General features: G+C 59.6%; 24 protein-coding genes, 1 pseudogene and 1 riboswitch. Of the genes and pseudogenes, 15 read left to right on the forward strand and 10 right to left on the reverse strand.

What is annotated here, in order from left to right:
- The first annotated feature begins 23 nt into the window (after positions 1-23).
- The gene (locus ACR0LI_RS16390) at positions 24-254 is read left to right on the forward strand and encodes a DUF2798 domain-containing protein (protein ID WP_171117031.1); all 231 of its coding nucleotides are present in this window, start codon (positions 24-26) and stop codon (positions 252-254) included.
- 20 nt (positions 255-274) lie between these two features.
- Here the strand turns inward: ACR0LI_RS16390 and polA are convergent, their stop codons facing one another.
- The 3 genes from polA to ACR0LI_RS16405 form a co-directional block, all read right to left on the reverse strand.
- Complete coding sequence (polA, locus tag ACR0LI_RS16395; RefSeq protein WP_480718857.1) at positions 275-3,073, reverse strand: DNA polymerase I; 2,799 nt, start codon at positions 3,071-3,073, stop codon at positions 275-277.
- Positions 3,074-3,143: 70 nt separating this feature from the next.
- Positions 3,144-3,614 carry a hypothetical protein gene (locus tag ACR0LI_RS16400; protein WP_480718858.1) on the reverse strand — a complete coding sequence of 157 codons (471 nt, stop codon included), beginning with the start codon at positions 3,612-3,614 and terminating at the stop codon, positions 3,144-3,146.
- A gap of 82 nt (positions 3,615-3,696) precedes the next feature.
- Positions 3,697-3,873, reverse strand: a complete 177-nt coding sequence (locus tag ACR0LI_RS16405; RefSeq protein WP_171637437.1) for a zinc-finger domain-containing protein — start codon at positions 3,871-3,873, stop codon at positions 3,697-3,699.
- 87 nt (positions 3,874-3,960) lie between these two features.
- Between ACR0LI_RS16405 and ACR0LI_RS16410 the strand changes: the two genes are divergently transcribed.
- A complete protein-coding gene (locus ACR0LI_RS16410; protein ID WP_480718888.1) occupies positions 3,961-4,953 on the forward strand; it encodes an ABC transporter ATP-binding protein in 993 nt (330 codons plus the stop codon).
- Here ACR0LI_RS16410 and ACR0LI_RS16415 read toward each other — a convergent pair.
- Positions 4,950-5,414, reverse strand: coding sequence for a DUF1203 domain-containing protein (locus tag ACR0LI_RS16415; RefSeq protein ID WP_171724734.1), 465 nt, complete (start codon positions 5,412-5,414; stop codon positions 4,950-4,952). The two genes, ACR0LI_RS16410 and ACR0LI_RS16415, sit on opposite strands and share 4 nt — an antisense overlap.
- A gap of 110 nt (positions 5,415-5,524) precedes the next feature.
- Between ACR0LI_RS16415 and ACR0LI_RS16420 the strand changes: the two genes are divergently transcribed.
- The 3 genes from ACR0LI_RS16420 (at position 5,525) to ACR0LI_RS16430 (ending at position 9,979) form a co-directional block, all read left to right on the forward strand.
- Positions 5,525-8,443, forward strand: coding sequence for an error-prone DNA polymerase (locus ACR0LI_RS16420; RefSeq protein ID WP_480718859.1), 2,919 nt, complete (start codon positions 5,525-5,527; stop codon positions 8,441-8,443).
- Between the two features lie 48 nt (positions 8,444-8,491).
- The gene (locus ACR0LI_RS16425) at positions 8,492-8,905 is read left to right on the forward strand and encodes a group III truncated hemoglobin (protein WP_209835165.1); all 414 of its coding nucleotides are present in this window, start codon (positions 8,492-8,494) and stop codon (positions 8,903-8,905) included.
- Between the two features lie 135 nt (positions 8,906-9,040).
- On the forward strand, positions 9,041-9,979 hold the full coding sequence (locus tag ACR0LI_RS16430) for a DMT family transporter (RefSeq protein ID WP_480718860.1): 939 nt from the start codon (positions 9,041-9,043) through the stop codon (positions 9,977-9,979).
- Here ACR0LI_RS16430 and ACR0LI_RS16435 read toward each other — a convergent pair.
- Together ACR0LI_RS16435 and ACR0LI_RS16440 are read right to left on the reverse strand one after the other, a co-directional pair.
- A complete protein-coding gene (locus tag ACR0LI_RS16435; RefSeq protein ID WP_480718861.1) occupies positions 9,974-10,552 on the reverse strand; it encodes a hypothetical protein in 579 nt (192 codons plus the stop codon). The two genes, ACR0LI_RS16430 and ACR0LI_RS16435, sit on opposite strands and share 6 nt — an antisense overlap.
- Entirely contained in the window at positions 10,552-11,664 is a 1,113-nt protein-coding gene (locus ACR0LI_RS16440; RefSeq protein ID WP_209835163.1) for an S-(hydroxymethyl)glutathione dehydrogenase/class III alcohol dehydrogenase, read from the reverse strand. The genes ACR0LI_RS16435 and ACR0LI_RS16440 overlap by 1 nt, the downstream gene beginning before the upstream one ends.
- A 130-nt stretch (positions 11,665-11,794) precedes the next feature.
- On the opposite strand from ACR0LI_RS16440, the gene ACR0LI_RS16445 reads away from it, so the two are divergent.
- Positions 11,795-12,082, forward strand: coding sequence for an I78 family peptidase inhibitor (locus ACR0LI_RS16445; protein WP_171637451.1), 288 nt, complete (start codon positions 11,795-11,797; stop codon positions 12,080-12,082).
- Positions 12,083-12,144: 62 nt separating this feature from the next.
- Positions 12,145-13,797 (forward strand): DUF6504 family protein, encoded by a 1,653-nt coding sequence (locus ACR0LI_RS16450; protein ID WP_480718862.1) that lies wholly within the window; start codon positions 12,145-12,147, stop codon positions 13,795-13,797.
- A 3-nt stretch (positions 13,798-13,800) separates the two neighbouring features.
- On the opposite strand, the gene ACR0LI_RS16455 is transcribed toward ACR0LI_RS16450, so the two are convergent.
- Positions 13,801-14,526, reverse strand: a complete 726-nt coding sequence (locus ACR0LI_RS16455) for an SDR family NAD(P)-dependent oxidoreductase (protein ID WP_171637455.1) — start codon at positions 14,524-14,526, stop codon at positions 13,801-13,803.
- A gap of 193 nt (positions 14,527-14,719) precedes the next feature.
- Between ACR0LI_RS16455 and ACR0LI_RS16460 the strand changes: the two genes are divergently transcribed.
- The 5 genes from ACR0LI_RS16460 to ACR0LI_RS16480 are packed head-to-tail and all read left to right on the forward strand — an operon-like array spanning position 14,720 to position 18,926.
- A complete protein-coding gene (locus ACR0LI_RS16460; protein WP_171637457.1) occupies positions 14,720-16,051 on the forward strand; it encodes an NAD(P)/FAD-dependent oxidoreductase in 1,332 nt (443 codons plus the stop codon).
- Positions 16,005-16,550, forward strand: coding sequence for a chalcone isomerase family protein (locus tag ACR0LI_RS16465; RefSeq protein ID WP_480718863.1), 546 nt, complete (start codon positions 16,005-16,007; stop codon positions 16,548-16,550). Before ACR0LI_RS16460 ends, ACR0LI_RS16465 begins: the two co-directional genes overlap by 47 nt.
- A complete protein-coding gene (locus ACR0LI_RS16470) occupies positions 16,550-17,773 on the forward strand; it encodes an MFS transporter (protein WP_480718864.1) in 1,224 nt (407 codons plus the stop codon). The genes ACR0LI_RS16465 and ACR0LI_RS16470 overlap by 1 nt, the downstream gene beginning before the upstream one ends.
- Positions 17,770-18,387: a DUF3833 domain-containing protein gene (locus ACR0LI_RS16475; RefSeq protein ID WP_480621452.1), complete on the forward strand. Its 618-nt coding sequence runs from the start codon at positions 17,770-17,772 to the stop codon at positions 18,385-18,387. The genes ACR0LI_RS16470 and ACR0LI_RS16475 overlap by 4 nt, the downstream gene beginning before the upstream one ends.
- Positions 18,384-18,926, forward strand: a complete 543-nt coding sequence (locus ACR0LI_RS16480; protein ID WP_171206657.1) for a DUF3833 family protein — start codon at positions 18,384-18,386, stop codon at positions 18,924-18,926. The genes ACR0LI_RS16475 and ACR0LI_RS16480 overlap by 4 nt, the downstream gene beginning before the upstream one ends.
- Positions 18,927-18,955: 29 nt before the next feature.
- Here ACR0LI_RS16480 and ACR0LI_RS16485 read toward each other — a convergent pair whose 3' ends face one another.
- Both ACR0LI_RS16485 and ACR0LI_RS16490 read right to left on the reverse strand, forming a co-directional pair.
- Entirely contained in the window at positions 18,956-19,180 is a 225-nt protein-coding gene (locus tag ACR0LI_RS16485) for a hypothetical protein (RefSeq protein ID WP_152459486.1), read from the reverse strand.
- A gap of 301 nt (positions 19,181-19,481) precedes the next feature.
- Positions 19,482-19,634 (reverse strand): annotated as a pseudogene (locus ACR0LI_RS16490) (IS5/IS1182 family transposase); the annotation flags it as partial.
- 73 nt (positions 19,635-19,707) lie between these two features.
- Positions 19,708-19,911, forward strand: a riboswitch (cobalamin riboswitch).
- A gap of 82 nt (positions 19,912-19,993) precedes the next feature.
- Here ACR0LI_RS16490 and ACR0LI_RS16495 point away from each other — a divergent pair.
- Positions 19,994-21,247, forward strand: a complete 1,254-nt coding sequence (locus ACR0LI_RS16495) for an aromatic ring-hydroxylating oxygenase subunit alpha (protein WP_480718865.1) — start codon at positions 19,994-19,996, stop codon at positions 21,245-21,247.
- 5 nt (positions 21,248-21,252) lie between these two features.
- Positions 21,253-22,335 carry an FAD-binding oxidoreductase gene (locus tag ACR0LI_RS16500; protein ID WP_480718866.1) on the forward strand — a complete coding sequence of 361 codons (1,083 nt, stop codon included), beginning with the start codon at positions 21,253-21,255 and terminating at the stop codon, positions 22,333-22,335.
- Positions 22,336-22,351: 16 nt separating this feature from the next.
- Here the strand turns inward: ACR0LI_RS16500 and ACR0LI_RS16505 are convergent, their stop codons facing one another.
- The gene (locus ACR0LI_RS16505) at positions 22,352-22,627 is read right to left on the reverse strand and encodes a hypothetical protein (RefSeq protein ID WP_209835156.1); all 276 of its coding nucleotides are present in this window, start codon (positions 22,625-22,627) and stop codon (positions 22,352-22,354) included.
- A gap of 282 nt (positions 22,628-22,909) precedes the next feature.
- Here ACR0LI_RS16505 and ACR0LI_RS16510 point away from each other — a divergent pair, with 282 nt between their 5' ends.
- A complete protein-coding gene (locus ACR0LI_RS16510) occupies positions 22,910-24,187 on the forward strand; it encodes a tyrosine-type recombinase/integrase (protein ID WP_480718867.1) in 1,278 nt (425 codons plus the stop codon).
- The last annotated feature ends 302 nt before the right edge of the window (positions 24,188-24,489 follow it).

Here is a 24,489-nt window from a genome sequence, read left to right on the forward strand (position 1 = left end):
AGCCGTTTTCAAGGATGACCGATATGATCCCTGCCCGCTTTGCCCATGCCATCTTTGGACTGATCATGTCAGGGCTGATGTCGTGCATTGTCACCGGGATCGCTACGGTCAAGGCAGTGGGGTTCCATCCTGAAACGCTGGGCGACTGGATGGCGTCCTGGGCCTTTTGCTGGCCCATCGCGTTCACGGTGATCCTGGTCCTAGGACCTTCGGTGAAACGTATGGTCGAAGGGTGGGTCAGGCCACAAGGCTGACTTGGGGGGCTGACCCGGTGCTAGTGCGCCTCGGCCCAGTTCGCACCCTGGCCGGCATCAACGCTCAGCTTCACATCCAATTTCACCGCCGGGTCCGAGGCACCCTCCATCACCTCGCGCGCCACATCGATCAGCGGATCCACGGAATCCTCGGCGACTTCGAACAACAATTCGTCATGGACCTGCAACAGCATCCTGGCGGGCAGCCCATTGATCGCACCCGGCATCCGCACCATCGCGCGCCGGATCACATCCGCCGCCGTGCCCTGAATCGGCGCGTTGATCGCCGCCCGGCGCGAGAATCCTGCATGCGGCCCCTTGGCGTTGATTTCGGGCGTGTGGATCTTGCGCCCGAACAGAGTTTGGACATAGCCGTGCTCTTTGGCAAATGCCACCGTGTCATCCATATACTGTCGAATGCCCGGAAAGCGTTCGAAATAGCGGTCGATGAAACCCTGTGCCTCGGCCCGCGGTATGCGCAGGTTGCGCGCCAGGCCGAAGCCCGAGATGCCATAGATCACACCAAAGTTGATTGCCTTGGCCTGACGGCGGATGTCCGGCGTCATCTCGTCCAGCGGCACGTCGAACATTTCCGACGCGGTCATGGCGTGGATGTCCAGCCCGTCGGCAAAGGCCTGTTTCAGGGTCGGAATGTCGGCGATATGCGCCAGGATGCGCAGCTCGATCTGGCTGTAGTCGAGGCTGACCAGAACATTTCCGGGCTCGGCGACAAAGGCCTCGCGGATGCGGCGGCCCTCCTCGGTGCGCACGGGGATATTCTGCAAATTGGGGTCAGTCGAGGCCAGACGCCCCGTATTCGCCCCGGTAATGGCATAAGACGTGTGCACCCGGCCCGTGTCAGGGTTGATATGGGTCTGAAGCGCGTCGGTATAGGTCGATTTCAGCTTGGACAACTGGCGCCAATCCAGCACCCTGCGCGGCAGTTCATGCTCGGTCGCCAGATCTTCCAAAATATCGGCCCCGGTCGAGTACTTGCCGGTCTTCCCCTTCTTGCCGCCTTCCAGGCCCATCTTGTCGAACAGGATCTCGCCCAACTGCGCGGGTGAGCCGACATTGAAATTCTCACCCGCCAGCTCGTGAATTTCAGCCTCTAAACCGGCCATTTTCTGGGCAAAGGCGTTTGACATACGGCTCAGCACGTCGCGGTCGACCTTAATTCCATGCATCTCCATCTCGGCCAGAACCGGCACAAGTGGTCGTTCGAGCGTCTCGTAAACAGTCGTCACCTGCACCCGGTGCAGCTGCGGTTTGAACAATTGCCACAAGCGCAGCGTTATATCCGCATCCTCGGCGGCATAGGCGGTGGCCTCGTCGATCGGCACCTTGTCGAAGGTGATTGCAGATTTGCCTGACCCCAGCAGCGGCTTTATCGGGATCGGCGTGTGGTTGAGATACCGTTCCGAGAGTGTATCCATGCCGTGCCCATGCTCGCCGCCATGCATGGCATAGGACATCAGCATCGTATCATCGATCGGGGCCACATCGATACCGTGACGCCGGAAAATCTTGGCATCGTATTTCATGTTCTGCCCGATTTTGATGATCGAGGGGTCCTCAAGCACCGGCTTCAGTAGCGTCAGCGCCTCATCCAGAGGCATTTGCCCTTCAGCCAGCGCGTCCGACCCGAACAGATCATCCGCCGCACCATCACGGTGGGTCAGCGGGATGTAACAGGCTTCGCCGGCCTCGACACACAGCGAAATTCCGACCAGATCGGCGATCATTTCATTAAGACCGGTGGTTTCAGTATCAACAGCGATCCAGCCTCGTTCATGGGCCTGATCGATCCACTTTTGCAAAGCCGCTGCATCACGGACACATTCATACTTTGCCGCGTCAAACGGGATCGTCTCGGCCTCAACTTCTTTGGCCGCAGGCGCCGGAGCGTCGGCGATGGCCGGTGCCTCGGCCCCCAGCTTGTCGGCGATCCGTTTGGTCAGTGTGCGGAATTCCATATCCGCCAGAAAACCCAGCAGGGTCTCGGCATCGGGCTCTTTCACTTCAAGGTCATCCAGCGTGAAATCCAGCGGCGTGTTCTCGTCCAGTTGCACCAGTTTCTTTGACAGTTCGATCTGATCGCGCTTTTCGATCAGGGTCTGCCGGCGCTTGGGCTGTTTGATTTCCTCGGCCCGGTCCAGCAGTGTTTCCAGATCACCGTATTCGTTGATCAACAGCGCGGCCGTCTTGACCCCGATTCCTGGAGCGCCCGGCACATTGTCAACGGAATCCCCGGCCAGCGCCTGAACATCCACTACGCGCTCAGGAGCAACTCCAAACTTCTCGATCACCCCGTCCCGATCGATACGCTTGTTCTTCATCGCATCCAGCATCTCGACACCGTCACCGACCAACTGCATCAGATCCTTGTCAGAACTTACGATGGTCACGCGCGCCCCCGCCTCGCGCGCCTGCACCGTCAGGGTGGCGATGATGTCGTCGGCCTCATAGCCTTCGAGCTCCTTGCAGGCGATATTGAACGCCTTTGTCGCCTCACGCGTCAGCGGAATTTGCGGGCGCAGGTCTTCGGGCATCGCCTCGCGGTTAGCCTTGTAGAGGTCGTAGAGATCGTTCCGGAAGGTATGGGAACCCTTATCAAAGATCACCGCCACATGGGTCGGCGCATCCGGCCCGGTGTTTCCTTCGACGTATTTCTGAAGCATGTTGCAGAACCCGGACACCGCCCCAATCGGCAGACCATCCGACTTGCGGGTCAGCGGAGGCAGCGCGTGATAGGCCCTGAAAATAAAGGCCGATCCGTCGATCAGATGCAGGTGACATCCTTTTCCGAAATTGCTCATGCGCGCGCTCCCTGTCGGTCAGGGATGGTTCTGCCACAGGGTCGCGCGGGTGACCAGCCAAGAACGCAGCCTAACCGCCAAACAATCCCGAGAAGACGTCAGAGAAACTGTTCAGCAAAGCCATGATCACCAACACTCCCAGCAAAGCAAAAAACGCAAAGGCAAAGAACTGGAACAGGATTGCCCCCGTACCGATAACCATTCCGGCGATGGCAGGGCGCCGCTTTTCGTGACGCAGGATGCCAACGGCCGAGATGACGATCGCAAGCCCGCCAAGCATGGCGACTCCGATCCGCAGGAAATCATCCAGGTCGCGGGCGCGGGCAACGGGCTCGGGTTGTTCCATCCCCGCGGCGGCCCTCAGGGTCGATTTGCCGATCTCGGCGGCCAGTTCGCCCAGCGACACACCCGCAGTCTGCTGAGGTGCAAAGGGCCCCGCCCAGAATACGAACAACGCAGCAAACATCGCCAAAGACGCGATGCAGAACCCAGCCCAGCCGAAAACCGGGTTAACATTGTCAGTGGCCGAAATTCCGGTCATCACGTATCCCTGCTTTGGTTGCGCCAAAGCACTAACATGAAAACCGAGGCAAGATTTGGGCCAAACCCGGCTGGTCGGGCAATCAGCCCTGATCACGGCCCTTCAGCACATATTTGCAGTCGCAATACGGGCATTCGACCCAGCCTGTATCCTCGGGGATTTGCAGCCAGACGCGCGGATGGCCCAATGCGCCTTCGCCGCCGTCACAGGCGACACGGGCGGTTTCGACGATCTTGGTTTCCGGCGCTTCGATGGTCACGGCTGGCGATCCTTCTTCGGTTGTCGGCCTCGCGGGCATGTATTAGGTGCGTTTATGAGCGATGAGCAATCCGGGGGCAAGAGCCACATGAGCGATGCGGCAATCAGGATCGAAGGTCTGCGCAAGACCTATCGTGGCGGCAAGGGTCAGCCTGAGAAACACGCGCTGAAAGGCATTGATTTGACTGTTCCCAGGGGCTCGGTTTTCGGGCTGCTGGGCCCGAACGGCGCCGGGAAATCGACCCTGATCAATATTCTGGCCGGGTTGGTGGTGAAGTCCTCGGGCCGTGTGTCGATCTGGGGTTTCGATCAGGATCAGAATCCGCGGCAATCCCGCGCCGCGATTGGTGTGATGCCGCAGGAGCTGAACCTTGACCCGTTTTTCACCCCGCGGGGCGCCTTGGAAGTACAGGCAGGCCTGTACGGCGTTCCGAAATCCGAACGTCGCAGCGATGAAATCCTTGAACTGGTCGGCCTCAGCGACAAGGCCGAGGCCTATGCCCGCACGCTGTCGGGCGGGATGCGGCGGCGGCTGCTGCTGGCCAAGGCGCTGGTGCACCACCCGAAAATCCTGGTGCTGGACGAACCCACGGCAGGCGTGGATATCGAACTGCGCCAGATGCTGTGGGCCAATGTGTGCAAGCTGAACCAGCAGGGCATGACCATCATCCTGACCACCCACTATCTGGAAGAAGCGCAGGAGATGTGCGACGAAATCGCCATCATCAACCACGGTGAAAAGATCGCTCAGGACAGTACCGCCAACCTGCTGGGCCGAATGGACAGCCGGACCATGGTCATTGTTCCCGACACCCCGGTGGTCGACCTGCCGGTGACCGAAGGCGTCGAGGCCAGCTTACGTGAAGACGGCAGCCTGATACTGCAATATCGCAGCGCCCGGACCAGCGCCGAACAGGTTCTGGAATCCGTCCGGGCGGCGGGCATCCGCATCCGCGACGTGCGCACCGAAGAGGCCGATCTCGAGGACGTGTTTCTGGCCCTGACCTCCTCGCGCACCGACGATGCCCCGGCCGACGATCAGGACCAGCCGCGCCGGGGCCTGCACCGGGTCAAGCTTTAAGCCCTGTCGATCCGTGCTTGGTAGCAGTTGTTCCGTGCAGATCTGACGTGAATATAGGCCACGTCCGGGCGGGCAAAAATGTCGCTGACTTTTGCGTTGATCTGATCCTTGGGCGTGATTGCCCCGGTGCCATAAACGATCCGGTCATCTGGTCCATACCCCTTGATCAAATAGTCGGGTGCAGTGGTCAAAATCTCGGGCAGGGCGTCGCCTTCATAGCGCTCGCAAGGCGTTGCGCACAGAAAGATCGGTCCTGTTTCAGCGTATGGATGTGGCTCTAAAAAGGGGCGATGCGCCAATATCAGCATCTCTGCGCCTTCGGGAATGTTCTTCAGGCAGTGGCGACAGGGGTTGCCTGCCCCCGACGAAACGGCGCGCTCGGGCGCAGCGCCATATGCATCAGGCTGGCCTGCCTGAAGAGCGCGGACTTCGTCAGTGGGCAGAGCGGTGATCTTGAACATATCAGGTCTCCTTTTTCTGCAACCATGCGCGCCTGGCCAGGTTCTGGCGACCCGTTTCCTGCGCAAAGGACTCGAAAAAGAACAAAACGTGAATATAATGTGGAATCGCCATGTATGCCGAACTGTCGATCACGTCGAACTTCACCTTCCTCACCGGGGCCTCGCACCCCGAGGAGTACATGGAGCGCGCCGTCACCCTGGGCCTGCCCGCCATCGCCATCGCCGATGACAACTCGGTGGCCGGCATCGTCCGCGCCCATACCCAGGCGCGCGAGATCGCCCGCAAGGTCCGTGAGCGCCGCGCGTGGGACGAGCAGAGCACGCCCATCGGCCCGCCCTGCCCCGATCACATCCCGAAACCGCCCTCGTTCCCGGTGCATGCGGTGCCGCGCCTGATCCCGGCGGCGCGGCTGATTTTTACCGATGCCCCGCCCGTCACCGCCCTGCCCATCAACCGGCAGGGTTGGGCCAACCTGTGCCGCCTCCTGTCCACCGGACGGCTGCGCGCGGCCAAGGGCGACTGCATCCTGCACCTGTCCGACCTGCTGGAATTTTCCGACGGTCTGCACCTGCTGCTCTGGCCACAGGCGGGCCGCCCAACCGGCGGCGCGAGCGGATGGCGGACACAGGCGGAACAGCTGACGCGCCGCTTTGCCGGTCGCATGCATCTGCTGATTCACCCTCGGTATGATGGCGCCGATAGCGCATTTTTTCACTTGTTAGAGACTGAATCTCATCATCTGAACCTGCCCACAATCGCCAGCGCCGCGCCGATGATGCATCACGGGTCGCGCCGCAAGCTGGGTGATGTGCTGACCGCGATCCGCCTGCGCCGCAAGGTGGACGATCTGGGCCGCGACGCGCTGGCCAATGGCGAACAGCGCCTGCGCTCGGAACCCGAGATGCTGCGCATTTTCAAGGGCTTTGAGGACGCCGTGGCCCGCGCTTATGCGCTCAGCCAGGAACTCACATTCTCGCTGGACGAGCTGCGCTATGAATATCCCAGCGAGGGCAGCGACCAGGAAACCCCGACCCAGCGCCTGCATCGGCTGGCGCATGAAGGGTTGAAATGGCGCTATCCCGCCGGGGCGTCCGAGAAAGCCAAAAAGATGCTGGCGCATGAACTGACGCTGATCGGCAAGCTGAAATACGAACCCTACTTCCTGACCGTCCGCGACATCGTCCATTTCGCCCGCTCGCGCGGTATCCTGTGCCAGGGGCGCGGCTCGGCAGCAAACTCTGTCGTCTGTTTCTGTCTTGGCATCACCGAGGTCAGCCCCGAGATGGGCACCATGGTGTTTGAACGTTTCGTCTCCGAGGCGCGGGACGAGCCGCCCGACATCGATGTCGATTTCGAACATGAACGCCGCGAAGAGGTGATCCAGCACATCTATGACTGCTATGGCCGCGAACGCGCGGGGCTGTGCGCCACGGTTGTCCACTATCGGGGCAAGCGCGCCATCCGAGAGGTGGGCCGCGCCATGGGCCTGACCGAAGATACGATCTCGGCGCTTTCCTCACAGCTTTGGGGGTTTTTCTCGGCCTCGGGGCTCGAGGCACAACGGATGCGCGAGATCGGCCTCGACCCCCAAGACCGCCGCCTGAAACAGACTCTAATGTTGGTTCATGAGATCGACGGCTTTCCCCGCCACCTCTCTCAGCACGTGGGAGGATTCATCATCACCGAGGGTCGGCTGGATGAGCTTGTCCCCATCGAAAACGCCACGATGGAGGGCCGCACGGTCATCTGCTGGGACAAGGACGATATCGACAGTCTTGGCATCCTCAAGGTCGATGTCCTCAGCCTTGGCATGCTGACCTGCATCCGCAAGGCCTTCGACCTGATCGGCCAGCATCACCAGACCAGCTACACCCTTGCCACCCTGCCGCCCGAGGATCCGGTGGTCTATGACATGCTGTGCAAGGCAGACTCGGTGGGCGTGTTCCAGGTGGAATCACGCGCGCAGATGAACTTCCTTCCCCGGATGCGGCCGCGCAATTTCTATGATCTGGTGATCGAGGTCGCCATCATCCGCCCCGGCCCCATCCAGGGCGATATGGTTCACCCCTATATCCGCCGCCGGAACGGAGAGGAGGAGGTCAGCTTTCCCTCGGACGCACTGGGCGAGGTCTTGGGCAAGACGCTGGGCGTGCCGTTGTTTCAGGAACAGGCGATGCAGATCGCCATTGTGGGTGCGGGGTTCACCCCGGAACAGGCCGACCGGCTGCGACGGTCGCTGGCGACCTTCAAGAAGCATGGCAATGTCAGCGAATTCCGCGCGCTGTTCCTGCGCGGCATGAAGCGCAACGGCTATGATGACGACTTTGCCGAGCGGTGTTTTTCACAGATCGAAGGGTTTGGCTCATACGGTTTCCCCGAAAGCCACGCGGCCAGCTTTGCACTGCTGGTCTATGCCAGCGCCTGGATCAAATGCCACCATCCCGGTATTTTCGCCTGCGCCCTGCTGAATTCACAGCCGATGGGGTTCTATGCCCCTGCCCAGATCGTGCGCGATGCGCGGGAACATGGGGTGCAGGTGCGTCCGGTCTGCATCAATGCCAGCTTCTGGGACAACGTGATGGAGCCCGACGGCCATGGCGGGCTGGCCCTGCGGCTGGGGTTCCGCCAGATCAAGGGCCTCAGCGAGGAAGACGCCAGCTGGCTGACCGCCGCGCGCGGCAACGGCTACCATCAGGTCGATGATGTCTGGCGTCGTGCGGGGCTGGGCCCGTCGGTGATCGAACGGCTGGCCGAGGCCGATGCCTTTGCCGCCTGCAGCCTGACCCGGCGCGAGGCGCTGTGGCAGGCCAAGGCAATTGCCACAGCCAAGCCTCTGCCCCTGTTTGCGCAGGATCTGGAAGGCGAGGCGCTGGACGAGCCCGCCGCCCATCTGCCCCGGATGTCGCTGGGCGAACAGGTGGTCGAGGATTACGTCGCCACCCGCCTGAGCCTGCGGGCGCATCCCGTGGCCCTGCTGCGGCACCTGCTGACGCCGGGGCAGCGCGACAATACCACCTCTGTCACATAACGCCGGAACCGCCTATCTGCCAAAAAACAGAGGTGAAAACAGGCCACCATGACCAGACCAACCCTTCCGCCGCGCTTTCCCGCGACGCCCGAGCAGATCAACGCACAGGTTCGCGCCTTTTACGCCCGTGTGCGGCAGGACGCGGTACTTGGCCCTGTATTCGCCAACCATGTCACCGACTGGCCCGCGCATGAGGAAAAGATCGCATCCTTCTGGCGCAACGCCATCCTGTTCGAGCGCAGCTATGACGGCAACCCGCAGCGGGTGCATATCGAACGACCGGACGTGAAGCCCGAGATGTTCGCCCATTGGCTGGACCTGTTCGAAGAGGTCGCCACCCAGACCCTGCCCCCGGAAACCGCCACCCCATGGATCGCTCTGGCGCGCCGCATCGGTGTTGGGATGAAAGCCGGGGTGCAATCGGCCCGCCAGCCCAAGAACGCGCCACCGATCCTGCGTTGAGCCCACGTCATGGCTGCCTTGCGATGTTAGCGGTAAATTAGGGGCTATGCGGGTCGAGGAAATAGGGTTAGTCAGAGACAAGACAGCCCCTTTTGCGCTGCCCCTTCACATCGACACATCACCCGAGGCCGACCCATGAGCACTCAGAACACCACCCTCCGGGGTCTTGGCTATGCATTCGCGGGCTTTGCGGTCTTCGCCACCCATGACGCGCTGATCAAGGTGCTGGGCGGGACCTACTCGGTGATGCAGATCATCTTTTTTGCCACGCTGTTTTCCTTTGTTCCGATGGCCGTGACGATCTTGACGGACCGGACCACGGGCAACTTCCGGCCGCATCACCCCTGGTTGGTGTTGCTGCGCTCGGGTCTGATGGTCACGGCCATGTCCTGCGCGTTCTACGCCTTTTCGGTCCTGCCCCTGGCCGAGGTCTATTCGTTGCTGTTTTCTTTCCCGCTGATCGTCACGGTCCTGTCGATTCCGATACTGGGCGAAGTCGTCCGGGCCCAGCGCTGGGCTGCGGTTGGCGTGGGTCTGATCGGGGTGCTGATCGTTCTGCGCCCCGGCGCAACGGATATCACGCTCGGCCATCTGGCCGCCCTGATGGCCGCATTCTGTAGCGCCTTTGCATCGGTGCTGGTGCGCAAGATCGGGAACGAGGAACGCTCGGCCGTGCTGATCCTCTACCCAATGCTGCTGGCGATCGTGGTCATGAGCCTGGCCCAACCGGCCGTTTATCAGCCGCCGTCCCTGTTGCATCTGGCCATGATGGCGCTGGTCGGCGTGTTTTCGGTGATCGCCCAGCACCTGATCATTCTGGCCTATCGCGCTGCGCCCGCAGGCGTCATCGCGCCCAGCCAGTACAGCCAGATCATCTGGGCCACGATATTCGGCATGATGTTCTTTGGCGAAACGCCCGACATGTGGGTCGCAGTCGGGGCCAGCATCATCATCGCGTCCGGTGTGTTCGTTGTCTGGCGCGAGAGCCGGGCGAACACATCGTCTGTAAACACTCCGGTGCTGAGGGTTCGGTCACCGCGATCGGATACCGGGGCGTCGCGACCGGGTTCATGAGGAAACGGTAAATACATCTCCGCCACTAAGAATCCAAATTTTAGAGAATCTGCGCCCTATTTGGTTACAACCGGAAAGAGCGGATGTCTTCCATTCCAAGTCTTCAAAATCGTCCCAATCTGTGTTCGCATAAATAAGCAACTCGTCCACGCCAGAACTACATTTCTTTGCTTTTGAAAGGATAGCCTTTTCAACTAGGGCTCCAAACTTTGCCATTCTGTCCGGGTCCATCAAGTCTATTTCTCGAACGATAGGCTCACCGAAGCCTAAACCTCTTTTTTCACGCGCCGTCCATTCCGCTTGCTCCCGAGGATCGCTCGCTTCGACGACCTCAATTCCAGTCGAGGAGCCGTCGCTAGTCAAAACAAAATCCGGGTTTTCACTTTCTTCCACTTTTACAGGAAAACTGAGTAGACCATTTTGGCACTGATGCAGCAGCAAGAGTCGAAGACAAAATCTTTCGAGTTCTTTTTGTCGACCCCGCCTTTCCAATCGCGGGGGAGCAAAAGCTCCCCACGTTTCTAACTTTTGAAGCAATTCGTCGCTGTCATCAGCGACGAAAGCAAACTGCACTAGTAAATCACCACTGACCGGATACTTTCGCCCTTGTGCATCAGGTCGAAGCCGGTGTTGATGTCGTCCAGACCCATGGTGTGGGTGATCATCGGGTCTATCTCGATCTTGCCTTCCATGTACCAGTCGACGATCTTGGGCACGTCCGTGCGCCCACGTGCGCCGCCGAAAGCGGTGCCGCGCCACGACCGGCCGGTGACCAGCTGGAACGGACGGGTCGAGATCTCGGCCCCCGCGGGTGCGACGCCGATGATGATGGATTCGCCCCAGCCCTTGTGCGCCGATTCCAGCGCCGCGCGCATCACGCCGACATTGCCTGTTGCATCAAAGGTGTAATCCGCGCCGCCCTTGGTCAGGTTGACCAGATAGGGCACCAGATCGCCCTCGACCTCGGACGGGTTGACGAAATCGGTCATGCCGAATTTCTCGGCCATCTCGACCTTGGCCGGGTTCAGGTCGACGCCGACGATCTGATCGGCCCCGGCCAGACGCAGGCCCTGAATGACATTCAGACCGATCCCGCCTAGGCCGAACACGATGGCGCGGCTGCCGATTTCCACCTTGGCGGTGTTGATCACCGCGCCAATGCCGGTGGTCACACCACAACCGATGTAGCAGATCTTGTCGAAAGGCGCGTCTTCACGCACTTTGGCCAGCGCAATCTCGGGCAGAACCGTGTGGTTCGAGAAGGTCGAGCAGCCCATGTAATGCAGGATCGGATCCCCATCCAAGGTCGAGAAACGAGAGGTGCCATCGGGCATCAGGCCCTGGCCCTGGGTTTCCCGGATCGCCTGACACAGGTTGGTCTTGGGATGCAGACAGTATTCGCACTCACGGCATTCGGGGGTGTAGAGCGGGATCACATGATCGCCCGGCTTCAGGCTGGTCACGCCTGGGCCGACCTCGACCACGACGCCTGCGCCTTCATGGCCCAGAATGGCCGGGAACAGGCCTTCGGGGTCGGCACCCGACAGGGTGAATTCATCCGTATGACAGATACCGGTGGCCTTGATTTCAACCAGAACCTCGCCCGCCTTTGGGCCTTCAAGGTTCACATCCATCACTTCCAAAGGTTTGCCTGCCTGAATGGCGACGGCGGCACGGGTACGCATGGTACTTATCTCCCTGTCACTTTTGCCCCGACCCTGCGTCAAATACAGGGTGGTTTCAACTGTGCTTTCTTGGCAGGTTGGCTAATTATTTGATATTGCAGAAACGACATTGCCAGAATGAGGAACGCCAATGCACCGTTTTTTACCGATCTTTATCTTTCTGGCGGCCTGCGCAGACACAAGCGTCCCGCAGGATGTCGCCGCCACCTCAGAAGACGCACCTGTTGATCTGGCATTTTGCAAGGGCGAGCCCTTTGCCGAATCCGTTGGTCAGCCCGTTTCAACGATTCAGGCTGGTCTTCCCGAACGGTCTCGTGTTTTGGGCCCGGACGACATCGCGACACAGGATTACCGTATCGACAGGCTGAACGTCTATGTGAACGACGCCGGTGTTATTCAGCGTCTGACCTGCGGGTAAGCGTGGACTCGGCAGGTGATTCTGAATTAAGAACAAAATAAGAACATCAATGATGCCTGCCGATGCCCAAACGCCGAATTCTTTCGCTCTGGTTTCCCCGTCTGGGGGCCGAACGGCTGGTCCGCGCCGCGCGGGGCCTGCATGCCGGGCCTTTGGCCGTTGTGGCCGAACAGTCGAACATGCAGATCGTCACGTCATTGAATGCCGAGGCGCAGGCCGCCGGATTGCGCGTGGGTCAGCCGGTCCGCGATGCCCATGCCATGTGCGCCAGCCTGATCACCCGCCCTCGCAACGCCCCGGCCGAGGCTGCGTTTCTGACCGCGCTGCGCCGCTGGGCGGGCAAGTTCAGCCCGTGGGTGGCCGAAGAGGCCCCCGATGGCCTGATCGTTGACCTGTCGGGCTGTGCCCATCTGTTCGGCGGTGAAGAGGCCTTGCTGAGCGTGCTTGAGACCGACTGCGCCGACATGGGCCTGAGCGTGCAGATGGGCATCGCCGACACGCTGGGCGCAGCCTGGGCGTTGGCGCGCTATGCCGGGCAAGAGGCCACGTCCGATCGCAACGGTGATGCTATTGCCCAAGAGGCCCGCGCCACCCGCGCCCGGGCAAGCAAGCGGCGGCACTGGACCAGGGGCGGGGCCGCGCCACAGGTGATGGCGCTGGGCGGTGGCGCTCGGATTGCCGCGCCGGGGCAGGCCTATGGCGCGCTCAGCCCCCTGCCCATCGCGGCGCTGCGACTGGACGATCAGACCGTGGCGCAACTGAACCGCCTGGGCCTGCGCCGGATCGGTGATCTGCTGGGCCAGCCGCGTGCCAGTTTGGCACGGCGGTTCGGCCGCGGGCTGGTGTTGCGTCTGGATCAGGCCATGGGCAGCGCGCCCGAGCCGGTCTCGCCCGCCCGTCCGCCCAATCACTTTGCGGTGCGGATGACTCTGCCCAACCCGATTGGCCTGGTCGAAGACGTGATGGCCGCTGTCGATCGGATTCTGCCAACGCTCTGCACCAAACTGGAAGAGAAGGGGCGCGGGGTCCGCACGCTGCGCCTGGAAGCCCACCGTGCGGATCAGGCCGCTGAAATTATCGAGATCGGCCTGGCCCGTCCGACCTATGATAAAAACCGCATTCGCCCTTTGTTAGAGATGAAAGTTGACAAGATCGACGCAGGCTATGGCATCGACTTGCTGCGGCTTGAAGCGATCCAGACAGAACCCATCCACGCCCGCACCATCGCCGGTCATGCCGAAGCGCGCCGCGTGGCCCGCAACCGGCTTGAGGGCAATACAGCCGTGGATGACCTGATTGGGAAACTGGGCGCGCGGGTAGGGCTGGACGCGATCACCCGGCGGCATCCTGCGGCCTCTCATATCCCCGAGAAAACGGCGCAAACGCTGGCGGCGGCCTGGTCGGAACCCGCGCGCGACTGGCTTGCCCCGCCGCGCCCCCGCCCCTTGCAGATGTGGCAGCCCGAACCCGTGATGGCCCCGGAAACCCCGAATGTGCCTCGCACCTTTCGCTGGCGTGGACGAGACTGGCAACTGGCACAGGCCACCGGCCCGGAACGCATCGCGCCGGAATGGTGGCTGGATGATCCCAACTGGCGCAGCGGGGTACGCGATTACTGGGTGGTGGTGACAGAACAAGGGGAGCGCCTGTGGTTGTTCTATGGGCACGGGGGCGCGATGTCCGCAGGCTGGTTCTGTCAGGGGCAGTTTTGTTAGAGTCTATTTCCCACGATAAACCAGCAGATCCGGCAGACAGTCGATCAGACGAATGAACCAGGAAAACGGTGCCGGAAAATCTGTACGGAAACGGCGACGCGCCATCGCCTTGACCACGCGATCCGCCGCATCCTCGGGCGACATCAGCATCGGCATCTTGAAACCGTTCTTTTCGGTCAGTCGGGTCTTGATAAAGCCCGGATTGACGATACGCACCGTCACGCCAGTATCCGCCAGATCGTGTCGCATCGTCTCGGCCAGAGAAATCAGTGCGGCCTTGCTGGCTCCGTACCCGATGGCGGCAGGCAGCCCATGATACCCGGCCAGTGACCCGATCAGAGTAACCTCTCCCTGGCCTGCCCGGACAAAACCCGGAACGGTTTCACCCAGAACCCGCAGCGCACCCAGATAGTTCACATCGCTCATCCTGAGCGACGCCTCGGTGTCCCATTCGGCCGAACGCATGGGGTCATAAGCCCCGGCATTGTAAACCAGCCCATCGACATGCCCCGCCTCGGCAACAGCCGAACGAACAGAGTCTAAATCGGTCACATCGCACCGGATCGCGCGCGCATCCGGCAGTTCAGAACACAGTTCGGACAACCTCTCAAGATTGCGCGCAGACAGGATCAGGGAAGCACCCTGTTGGCCAAGCGCATGCGCCAAAGCGCGACCCAGCCCTTCGCTAGCGCCGATGATCCAAATGGTTTTGCCGTCAAAGCTGCTCATGTGTGGGCCGATTCAGTTGTGTTTCACGATAATACGGCCTTGCGCCCGCTTCGGATCAAAACGGTTGCGCAGGTCACGGAAGCTCAAACCAGACGCCACAAGGTAGTGCATCTGTTAAAAACTTCTAATCGGATTGATCCACTTGTGCCTACCCTGCGTATCTTCTTGTAAACTGTCACATAAAGAGGCTGGAATGTTCGACGAACCCCGGGGTGTACGGAAGAAAATCGCGATTGTAGGTGCAGGCATTTCGGGTCTTTCCGCCGCTTACTATCTTTCAAAAAACAACGACGTGACAGTCTATGAGGCCGAGCCTCGGCTTGGTGGCCATGCCCGCACGGTGATGGCCGGAAAGAACGGGGATCAACCGGTCGATACGGGCTTTATCGTCTTCAACTATGCGACATATCCCTACCTGACCCGACTGTTTGATGAGCTCGGCGTGCCCGTGATCGAAAGCGAGATGAGCTTTGGCGCGACAATCGACAATGGCCGCATTGAATACGGGCTGAACAATCTGCGCACACTGACCGCTCAAAAGCGCAATCTGGCGCGTCCGGCTTACTATAAGATGATCGCTGATATTCTGCGGTTTGGCAAAGAAGCCCCCGGAGCCGCCAAGGACGATGACACCACGATTGGCGAATTGGTGGACCAGCTGCGGCTGGGTCACTGGTTCCGGCACAATTATCTGATGCCGATGTGCGGTGCCATCTGGTCCACGCCGGTCGAGTTCGTGGATCAGTTCCCCGCACGCTCTTTGGTACAGTTTTTCCGCAATCACGCTTTGCTGGCAAGTGGTCGCGCAAACCAGCATCAATGGTACACGGTCAAAGGCGGCAGCATAGAGTATGTCCGCCGGATCGACGCAGCCCTTCGTGCGCGGGGGGCAGAAATACGTCTGGCCAGCCCCGTTCAGAATATATCCCGTGACGAGATGGGCATCACCATCCACAGCCAGGGCGCCGTGGATCAGTTCGATGAAATCATCCTGGCCACCCATTCGGACCAGTCGCTTGCCATTTTAGGTGATGGCGCGACCCCCGCGGAAGCCGCTGCATTGGGCGCAATCCGCTACCAGCCCAATATGGCCATATTGCATTGTGACCCAGGTCAGATGCCAAAGCGGCGCGCCTGTTGGTCAAGCTGGACCTATCGATCGCAAGCCGGAGACGTGGGGGTAACCTACTGGATGAACCGGCTTCAGAACATTCCGGACAGTGACCCGCTGTTTGTAACGCTGAACGCTTCATCAGAAATTCCCGCGGAAAAGATCTATGACAAAGTCGAATTTGCCCATCCGGTCTTCGACAAGGCCGCGCTGAAGGCGCAAGGGCAAATCCGCGAGATGCAGGGACAGAACCGAACCTGGTTTGCCGGTGCTTACAACCGGCACGGATTTCACGAAGACGGGATAGCCAGCGCGATGCATGTCGTTGCTCGAATAAATGGTGCCCCGCAAACCATCGGAGCTGACAATGGCATTCTTGGGAAAGACCCGGCCCTATCTGTTGCCGCAGAATAAGGCGATATGGCGCACAGCGTTTCTTGCACTTTCCTTGCTGATCCCCAATGGGCTGATCGCATCGCCGGTCACGGAAGAACTGAACGGTGCCCAACTGCGCGGAACCGCGACGTTCCGGTATCTGGGTTTGCCGATCTATGACGCCAAACTCTATACGCCCAAAGGTGCGCCGTTCAGTTGGAGCGAAGATATCGCCCTGCAACTGACCTATCGCAAGAACATCAAGAAGAAAGCGTTGGTCAATTCGACGCTTGACGAGATGGACCGCATTGGCCGTTCAGCACCGGTTCGCGACCAACTGAACCGGTGTTTCAAAGCCGTGGAAAAAGGGGACAGCTATCTGGCGGTTTCTGATGGTCCCGACAAGGTCAGTTTCTGGTTGAACGGGCAAAAGACGTGCACCATGGCGCATCCGGGCATCAAGCGCAGTTTCATGTCTGTATTCCTGGGAGACAACACGCGGTCCGCGTCCTTCACGCGCAGGCTACAGGGGCGGTGATGCTCTATCCCCGGGTCAGTCTCTATGCGCTGATGCTCGCTGCGGCGGGTATCCCGCTTTATATCCACTTGCCGCGCTTTGCAGCCGTGAACCTGGGTATTGGCCTTGGGGTCATTGGTACGGTGCTGCTGGTGATCCGTTTGGTGGATCTGGTGCAGGATCCGCTGATCGGTTGGGCAATCGACCGATGGCCCGGCGGCCAGCTTGCATTTGCCGCGATGGCGGCTTTGGGGCTGGCGATCGGGTTTCCCCTGCTTTTCAATCTGCCGCAGGGTGCCAGCGTGCCGGAACTGGTCGCGATCCTTATCTTGCTGTTCTCGGCATACAGCCTGGGAACCATCCTTCTGTATGGTCGCAGCGCAACTCTGGCGAAGCGAACCGATCCGAAAGAGCTGATGACACTGGCCGCCTATCGTGAAGGCGGGCAGTTGACCGGAGTGGTCATCGCAGCCAGCGCTCCGGCCCTGTTGGTTGCTTTCGGGGCACACTCCCAAGGCTACCCCGCATTCGGCGCGTTCCTGGCGCTGCTGTCCGTTCTGACCTTGATACTGACGATCCCGATCTGGCGACGCAAGCCGATCACCGGATCAGGCCTGTCCTTTGCAGGTCTGGGTCAGGCCGGTGGCTTGCGCCTACTTGCGCTGGGTTTGGTCAACAGCCTCCCGGTTGCCATAACCTCCACCCTGTTTCTATTTTTTGTGGAAGACCGGCTGCAACTGCCGGGCAAGGCAGGTCCTTTGTTGATCCTGTTCTTCCTGAGCGCAGGCGCGAGCGTTCCGCTCTGGGCAAAGCTCAGTAACAAAATTGGCCCGAAACAGACTCTGATTATCGCCATGCCGCTCTCGATCGCCGGCTTTATCGGCGCCGCCACACTGAGTGCAGGAAATCTTGCGGGTTTTGCAATGATCTGTCTCGCCTCGGGCGCGGCGTTGGGCGCGGATATGGTCGTGTTGCCTGCGATGTTCTCGATCGTCCTTACCCGGGCCGGGCTGAACGCATCAGCCGCGTTTGGCATCTGGTCCTTCGCTGGCAAACTGGGCCTCGCCCTGGCTGCCTTTTTCACTCTGCCGCTGCTGGAACGCAGCGGTTTCACCCCCGGTCAAACCAATTCAGCACAGGCACTGGATACACTCAATCTTGCCTATGCGGTGCTGCCCTGCATCCTGAAAGTCGGAGCGTTCGGGATGGTGTTGACCCTGCCCACCGAGGTCACAAGCAAATGAACGCTTTCACCATCATCCTTCTGGTCCTTCTGACCGCTGTCTTCATCCGTGCAAGGCTGCTGAGCTTTCGCGCGCAATCGCCGTCCGATTACAGTGGCACCGGGCCAGATTTTTCCCTGAAAAAACACCTGAACGGAGAGATCTTGTCCGAGGGCCTGATCTATGGCCCCAACGGCAAAATGTCGAACAGCTTTGTCGCGCGCATGTCCGGCGAATGGCAAGGCAACTCGGGCACGCTGACCGAGTACTTCACCTACTCCAACGGAAAACAGATGACCCGCAAATGGTACCTGACGCTGGGAACTGGCAACACATTCACGGCAATGGCGGATGATATCGTGGGCGAAGGTCGGGGCATTATCTCGGGGTCCACGGTAAAACTGACCTATCGTATCATTCTGCCAGATGACGCTGGTGGACACACACTGGATGTCACCGATTGGATGTACCTGACAGAAACCGGCGTCATCATGAATCGGTCCGAGATGCGCAAGTTTGGCGTCAAGGTCGCGGAACTGATCGCCACAATGCGTCCAAGCCCCAGATCGAAACCGATGCATCCAAGTGGGTCAAACGGGTATGACGCGACTTCGGAAGGGAAGCCGTTGCAATGATCACCTTTCGCTCTTTCATCGCCTGCATTGCCATCGCAAGCCTTGCAATTCTGGCGGCCTGCTCCAGCAAACCGAAGGTACCAAAAACGTTTCTGTCGGACCGACAGTTGAACCTGGAAGAGTTTTTTGAGGGTAAAACAGTGGCCTACGGTCAGTTTCAGGATGTTCTGGGAAATATCCCCCGCAGATTCACGGTTGATATCGACGGAACATGGGACGGCGAAACCCTGACCCTGGTCGAAGACTTCGTCTACGACGATGGCGCGACGGAACAACGCATCTGGACATTGACCAAAACCGGAGAGGATACGTGGACCGGTACGGCGCCTGGCGTGCTGGGCACCGCCAGCGGGATTGAACGCGGGGATACGTTCAACTGGAAATACAAGATCGACCTGCCGATCAAGGACGGGACCATGCGTGTCAAATTCGACGACTGGATGTGGCTGCTGGACGACGACCGTCTGCTGAACCGCGCGTATGTCTCACGCTATGGCGTCCGTCTGGGTGAAGTCATCCTGTTCTTCGAGAAGAAATAGGGCCGTCAGGCCCGGTTTCATCACAAAAGTCAGTAGAAAATAAACTCGTCCACCAATGCTGTCGTCGATCCCTTGACCTCACCGGCCGTGTTTGCCCTTGGCCCGTCCGAGGCTGCGCCCTCGGCGCGTTCGCCGCCCTCGACCTTCAAGCGCGCGCGTTCTATCTGCCCCCAGAGGAAAAACAGACCATCCCGTTTTCCCATGAGGCGCGAAGGAACTGTTGTCCGCAAAACACCTGTTTTCGGTTTTGGCATCTGCTCTCTTACTGCCTCCGGTGTTTTCCACCATTTTCGGAAAACGTAATGGTTTTTCCCGAAAAAGACAATTTTTTATGGACAAAATGAGGTTTTCTACCGTCCGTTGACAGGATGGACTGACAACTCTCGCATGACGGATATTCGCCTTCTTCACCTGCCTCATGGCAAGCCAGCACTATCCCAAACGGATCAACTTCACCCAAAAGGGTTTGCTGCAAACCTCCTTCACTTGGCCTGACTCTCTCTTTTCCAGCCATGCTCAGGCGACGTGCAGCGTTTCGTTTCTGTGCAGAGCAGCCGGGCCTTCGCTGTCACGGCTGGGGGACAATTTGACGGCGCGGATGTCAGACGTGGCCGCATCCATCGCAAAGCCCACTGGCCCCTGCAGAACGCCGTGCTGGCGGGCTTGCCATGCCCCTGTGCCAAGGACCGTGATCCCGGCGCCGTCCACTCAGCCGGAAAATTTCCATGTCTGTTTTGAAACCGGAAATGTCGCAAGCATTTCAGCGCCCAAGCAGGTAGAAAGTAGGCTGCCATCGTGAGGTGCCGCTGTTTGATTCTCAGACCGCGGAGAATTGGGAAGCCGGTGGAATTCCGGCGCTGCCCCCGCAACGGTAAGGAAGGTCAGGTTCGACAATCAACCACTGGGACGAGGATCCCGGGAAGGTGTCGCAACCGGGTGCAAGCCCCTTTCAAGTCCGGAAACCAGCCTTGCAGATATGTCAAACCGCGGGTGGCGGTGGGGGCACGGGTTTCGGACGTGGTCCTCGCGCGCCTCCGGACGGTTCCTCCCTGTCATCTGCCCAAGCAATGCCGCGGGGCGCGGCAGGAGAGCCAGAAGTGAACAATGTCCAAAACCTGTTGGCGCGTCGAATCCCGGGCTATGCTCTGGAACGGGCCTTTTACACCGACCCCGAGATCTTTCAGACCGACCTGGAAACCATCCACTATCGCGAATGGCTCTTTGCCATTCCGGCCTGTGAACTGGTGAAAGCCGGCGACTATGTAACGTACAACGTGGGTGCCTATCGCGTGATCATCGTGCGCGGCGCCGACAACCAGATCCGGGCGTTTCACAACACCTGCCGCCATCGCGGCTCGATCATATGCAAGGCGGCAAAAGGCAACGCGCCGAAGCTGGTTTGCCCGTATCACCAATGGACCTACGAGCTTGACGGCTCTTTGCTGTGGGCCCGCGACATGGGGCCAGAGTTTGATCCCAGACAGCATGGTTTGAAGACGGTTCATTGCCGCGAGCTTGCCGGGTTGGTCTATATCTGTCTGGCGGATGTCGCCCCGGATTTTGACACGTTTGCCAATATCGCGCGCCCGTATCTTGAGCCGCATGATCTTGCGAATGCCAAGGTCGCATTCGAAAGCTCGATCATCGAGAACGGCAACTGGAAACTGGTCTGGGAAAACAATCGCGAGTGCTATCACTGCGGCGGCAACCACCCTGCGCTGTGCCGGACCTTCCCTGATGATCCGGGCGTGACGGGGATCGAAGGCGGTGAAACCCCAGCCTATATGCAAGCCCATTTCGACAGGTGCCAGTCAGCGGGTATGCCATCGCAGTTCTATCTGCACGAGGACGGCCAATTCCGTCTGGCGCGGATACCGCTGAAAGAAGGCGCCGAGAGCTATACGATGGACGGGAAATCCGCCGTGCGCCGCTGGTTGGGCCGGTCGCCCTTTGCGGATGCGGGATCGCTTTTGAAGTTCCACTATCCGACCACGTGGAACCACTTTCTTGCCGATCACTCGATTGTTTTCCGTGTTACGCCGATCAGCCCGACAGAGACCGAGGTCACGACCAAATGGCTGGTCAACAAGGATGCGGTTGAAGGCGTTGACTACGACGTGAAACGCCTGACCGAAGTCTGGGTCGCCACGAATGACGAAGACCGTCAGGTGGTCGAGGACAACCAGCAGGGCATCAACAGCCCGGCCTATGTGCCCGGCCCGTATTCAGCCATTCAGGAATCCGGCGTACTGCAATTCGTGGATTGGTATTGCAGCACAGTGTCGGCCCGCCTGACCCCTGACTACATGGCGGCGGAGTAAGTCTGATGAAAGATCTGGACACGCTTTCATCAGCCGTTTGGCAGGATGGAGAGATGCTGGAATGTGTCTCGGTCGTGCCCGAGATGCCGAACACCGCCAGCTTTTCGTTCCGGGCCCCCTCTGGGGCGCAGTTCGCCTATCACCCCGGTCAGTTCCTGACGCTCGAGATTCCGGCGCCCGGCCAGCCCGGGGGAGTCGTGTATCGCACCTACACGATCTCATCGTCGCCATCGCGGCCGCGGTCGATCACCATCACCGCCAAAGCGCAACCCGACAGTATCGGCACGCGCTGGATGCTGGACAATCTTCAACCCGGCATGCGGCTCAAGGCCATTGGGCCTGCGGGCCTGTTCACCAACGCACTGAGCGATGCGCGCAAGTTCCTGTTTATCTCGGCTGGCTCAGGCATCACACCGATGATGTCAATGACCACCTGCATGTGGGACGAAGGCCGCGATCTGGACGTTGTCTTCATCAACTGCGCCAAGCGGCCATCCGAGATCATCTTCCGCCAGCGCTTGGAACAGATGGCCAGCCGCACGGATGGTTTGGACCTGAAGTTCGTGGTGGAAGAGCCGGACCGCTACCGCCCATGGACGGGATATCAGGGGCAGTTCAACCAATTGATGCTGGGCCTGATGGCGCCGGATTACCTTGAGCGCGAAGTCTATTGCTGCGGTCCCGAGCCCTTCATGCAAGCGGTGCGCGACGCGCTGGCCGGTCTTGGTTTTGATATGAACAACTACCATCAGGAAAGCTTCGGCGCGCCGGTGGAAACCGAGGCGGATCAGCCCGAGTTGGATGACGTTGTTCTGGACGACGACAGCAGCGCCGAAATCCTGTTCGCGACCTCGGGCGTGACGGCCAAGGTTGCCGAGACCGACACGGTGCTTGCCGCCGCCCGCTCGGTTGGCCTGAACATTCCGTCAGGCTGTACCTTCGGCGTGTGCGGTACCTGCAAGGTCAAGAAAACTGCTGGCGAGGTCCACATGGTCCACAACGGAGGGATCTCGGAAGACGACATCGACGCGGGGTACATTCTGGCCTGCTGCTCGAACCCGATCGGCAAGGTCGAAGTCGAGGTTTAGGCGCTTCGCATCCCGATCAAAGCCGCAGCGTGGCTGACACCCGCTGCGGCTTTCGGCGCGTTTTTTCTGCCCGTTGCAGAATCCGGGCCAGATTGGGTCGCCGGATGTCCGGCACTTTCAGAACTTTGTCATCTTCACGCAGAACCAGCTGCCCGTCTGCTCTGGGTTTCGACATGTGCGAGGCGTGGACCTCTTCCATCGCATCCCGCTTGATACCATGCTGGCCGAATTCGAGATTTGTTCCGCCGAGGTCGTGTTGGATGGCACAAAGCGTGTCCGGCACCTCGATCAAGCCCGTGGCTTCGACCGTCGTTCACAGCTGGGCCAAACACAAGCAGTTCGCTGTAAGCCAAGATCATAGTCCATGAAAAAAAGTGGTGAGCCGTGCAGGATTCGAACCTGCGACCCACTGATTAAAAGTCAGTTTGATCAGGCTGACTTACTTTGACACATCTTGGCATGTTCGGACATAGATCATTGTAACTATTGACATTTATTTGACGCATGATTCCACTAGCGGTCAGGTCGAGGCAAGACTCGACACCAAAATGTCCGTTAATAGTCCGTGAATATCATGCCCATCACAAAGACCATCAAATTCACCAACAGCGTCATAGATAAGGCCCTCAAAAACAGGGCGGAAACCACCGTATACAGAGACACAGAGGTTAAAGGCCTCATGTTGCGGGTCGGTCCGCGCAATGCCACATACAGCCTTGACTACAAGCAACCGGGCACCCGCCCGGATGGCCGCCGCTGGCCGTCGCAAACATTCAAGATCGGCACACCTGCATCACATGATGTTGCTGCCGCCCGAAAGGCGGCTGCGGCGCTTAAGGTCAGTGTGAACGAGGGTCACGACCCGGCCTCTGACCGCAAGACCCAGCGTGCGAAGCGTGCCTTGGAAGTGGCCCAAGCCAAAACAATGAATGACTTGGTTGAAGACTACATTGCCGCCAACCTCTCAGAGCCTACAAACCATTGTGTTACTCAGAAGGGCGCACTGCGTAACGCTGTGAAGGAGATGAACGTCGAAAAGGTTGGACCAGAGGCTGTAACCACCGGTGCAATCATGGACATGTTGCGTCTTCACAGGGGCCGACCACGTGCCTTGCACCGTTTCGGTGCCCTGAGCAGGTTCTTCGACGATCTCGTAAGCAGGGAGGTTGTTTCTGCGAACCCTTGCCAGAAGGTTCCCAAGCCAAAGCGACCCAAGCCGCCTGCGCCTCGCACTCGGTACTATACAGCAACCGAAGTACAAGCGCTGTACGAGGCCAGTGGCCTCCCACCCAACGAACTGCTGTTTTTGCGTTGTGCGCTGTACCTGCCATTGAGGCAGGGCGAACTAGCCAACCTTAGGGGTGAGCACGTTGACAAAGCGGGTTCCCGCCTTCTGCTGCCGGGCAAAATCACAAAGAACGGCGATCCGTTTGCACTGCCTGTGCCCAGTGCAGTTTTCGAATTTCTGGACAATGCTGACATTGATCTTTCTGAGGGGGTAAGCGTGTTCGGCCTGTCACCCACCGAAAAGCCGTTCTCTGGTCATAGCGCATTGGCTAAACGGGTTAGGGCGGCATCAGGTATTGCCGACTTCAACATGCACCACTTGCGCCGCACTTTCCTCACGACGCTTGCTGAGACGGGTGCAGCTGACGCAGCAGTTGCTGACGCGCTTTTGAACCATAGGCAGTCTGCAACTCGTTCTGGCGTACTGGCAGCCTACAATCACGCGAGCCTTTGGCCGCAAAAGGTCAGGGTGATGGATACATGGTCGACGTTGGTCACGAATGCTGTTGGTCGCGGCACATGGCAGGCTGAACCTCAAGTTATTAAATTTACCCTCCCGGCCTAACCGTGAACCACACAGCCTCAGAGGGCGGCACCAGCCGCCATACCGCGCATCGGCTAGGTAACCCACTGGACAAGGCGTTGTGAGGCCTTTCCGAGCCTCAACCACGCCTCCTACTTGGAGCTCCAATATGGATGTCGGGCTCAGGTCCAGCTTTGACAACAACGGCAGGCAGCCCACATCCACCGCACATGCAAAGCGCTGAGTGAAACTTGGATGAAGTGGTGCAACGCCACCACCAAAGCGTCGAAACATCAGGGAGCACTTGATTTCACCGTACCTTGGAACTGGTTGAGCCGCCGCTG

The sequence above is a fragment of the Ruegeria sp. CL7 genome (assembly GCF_056536445.1).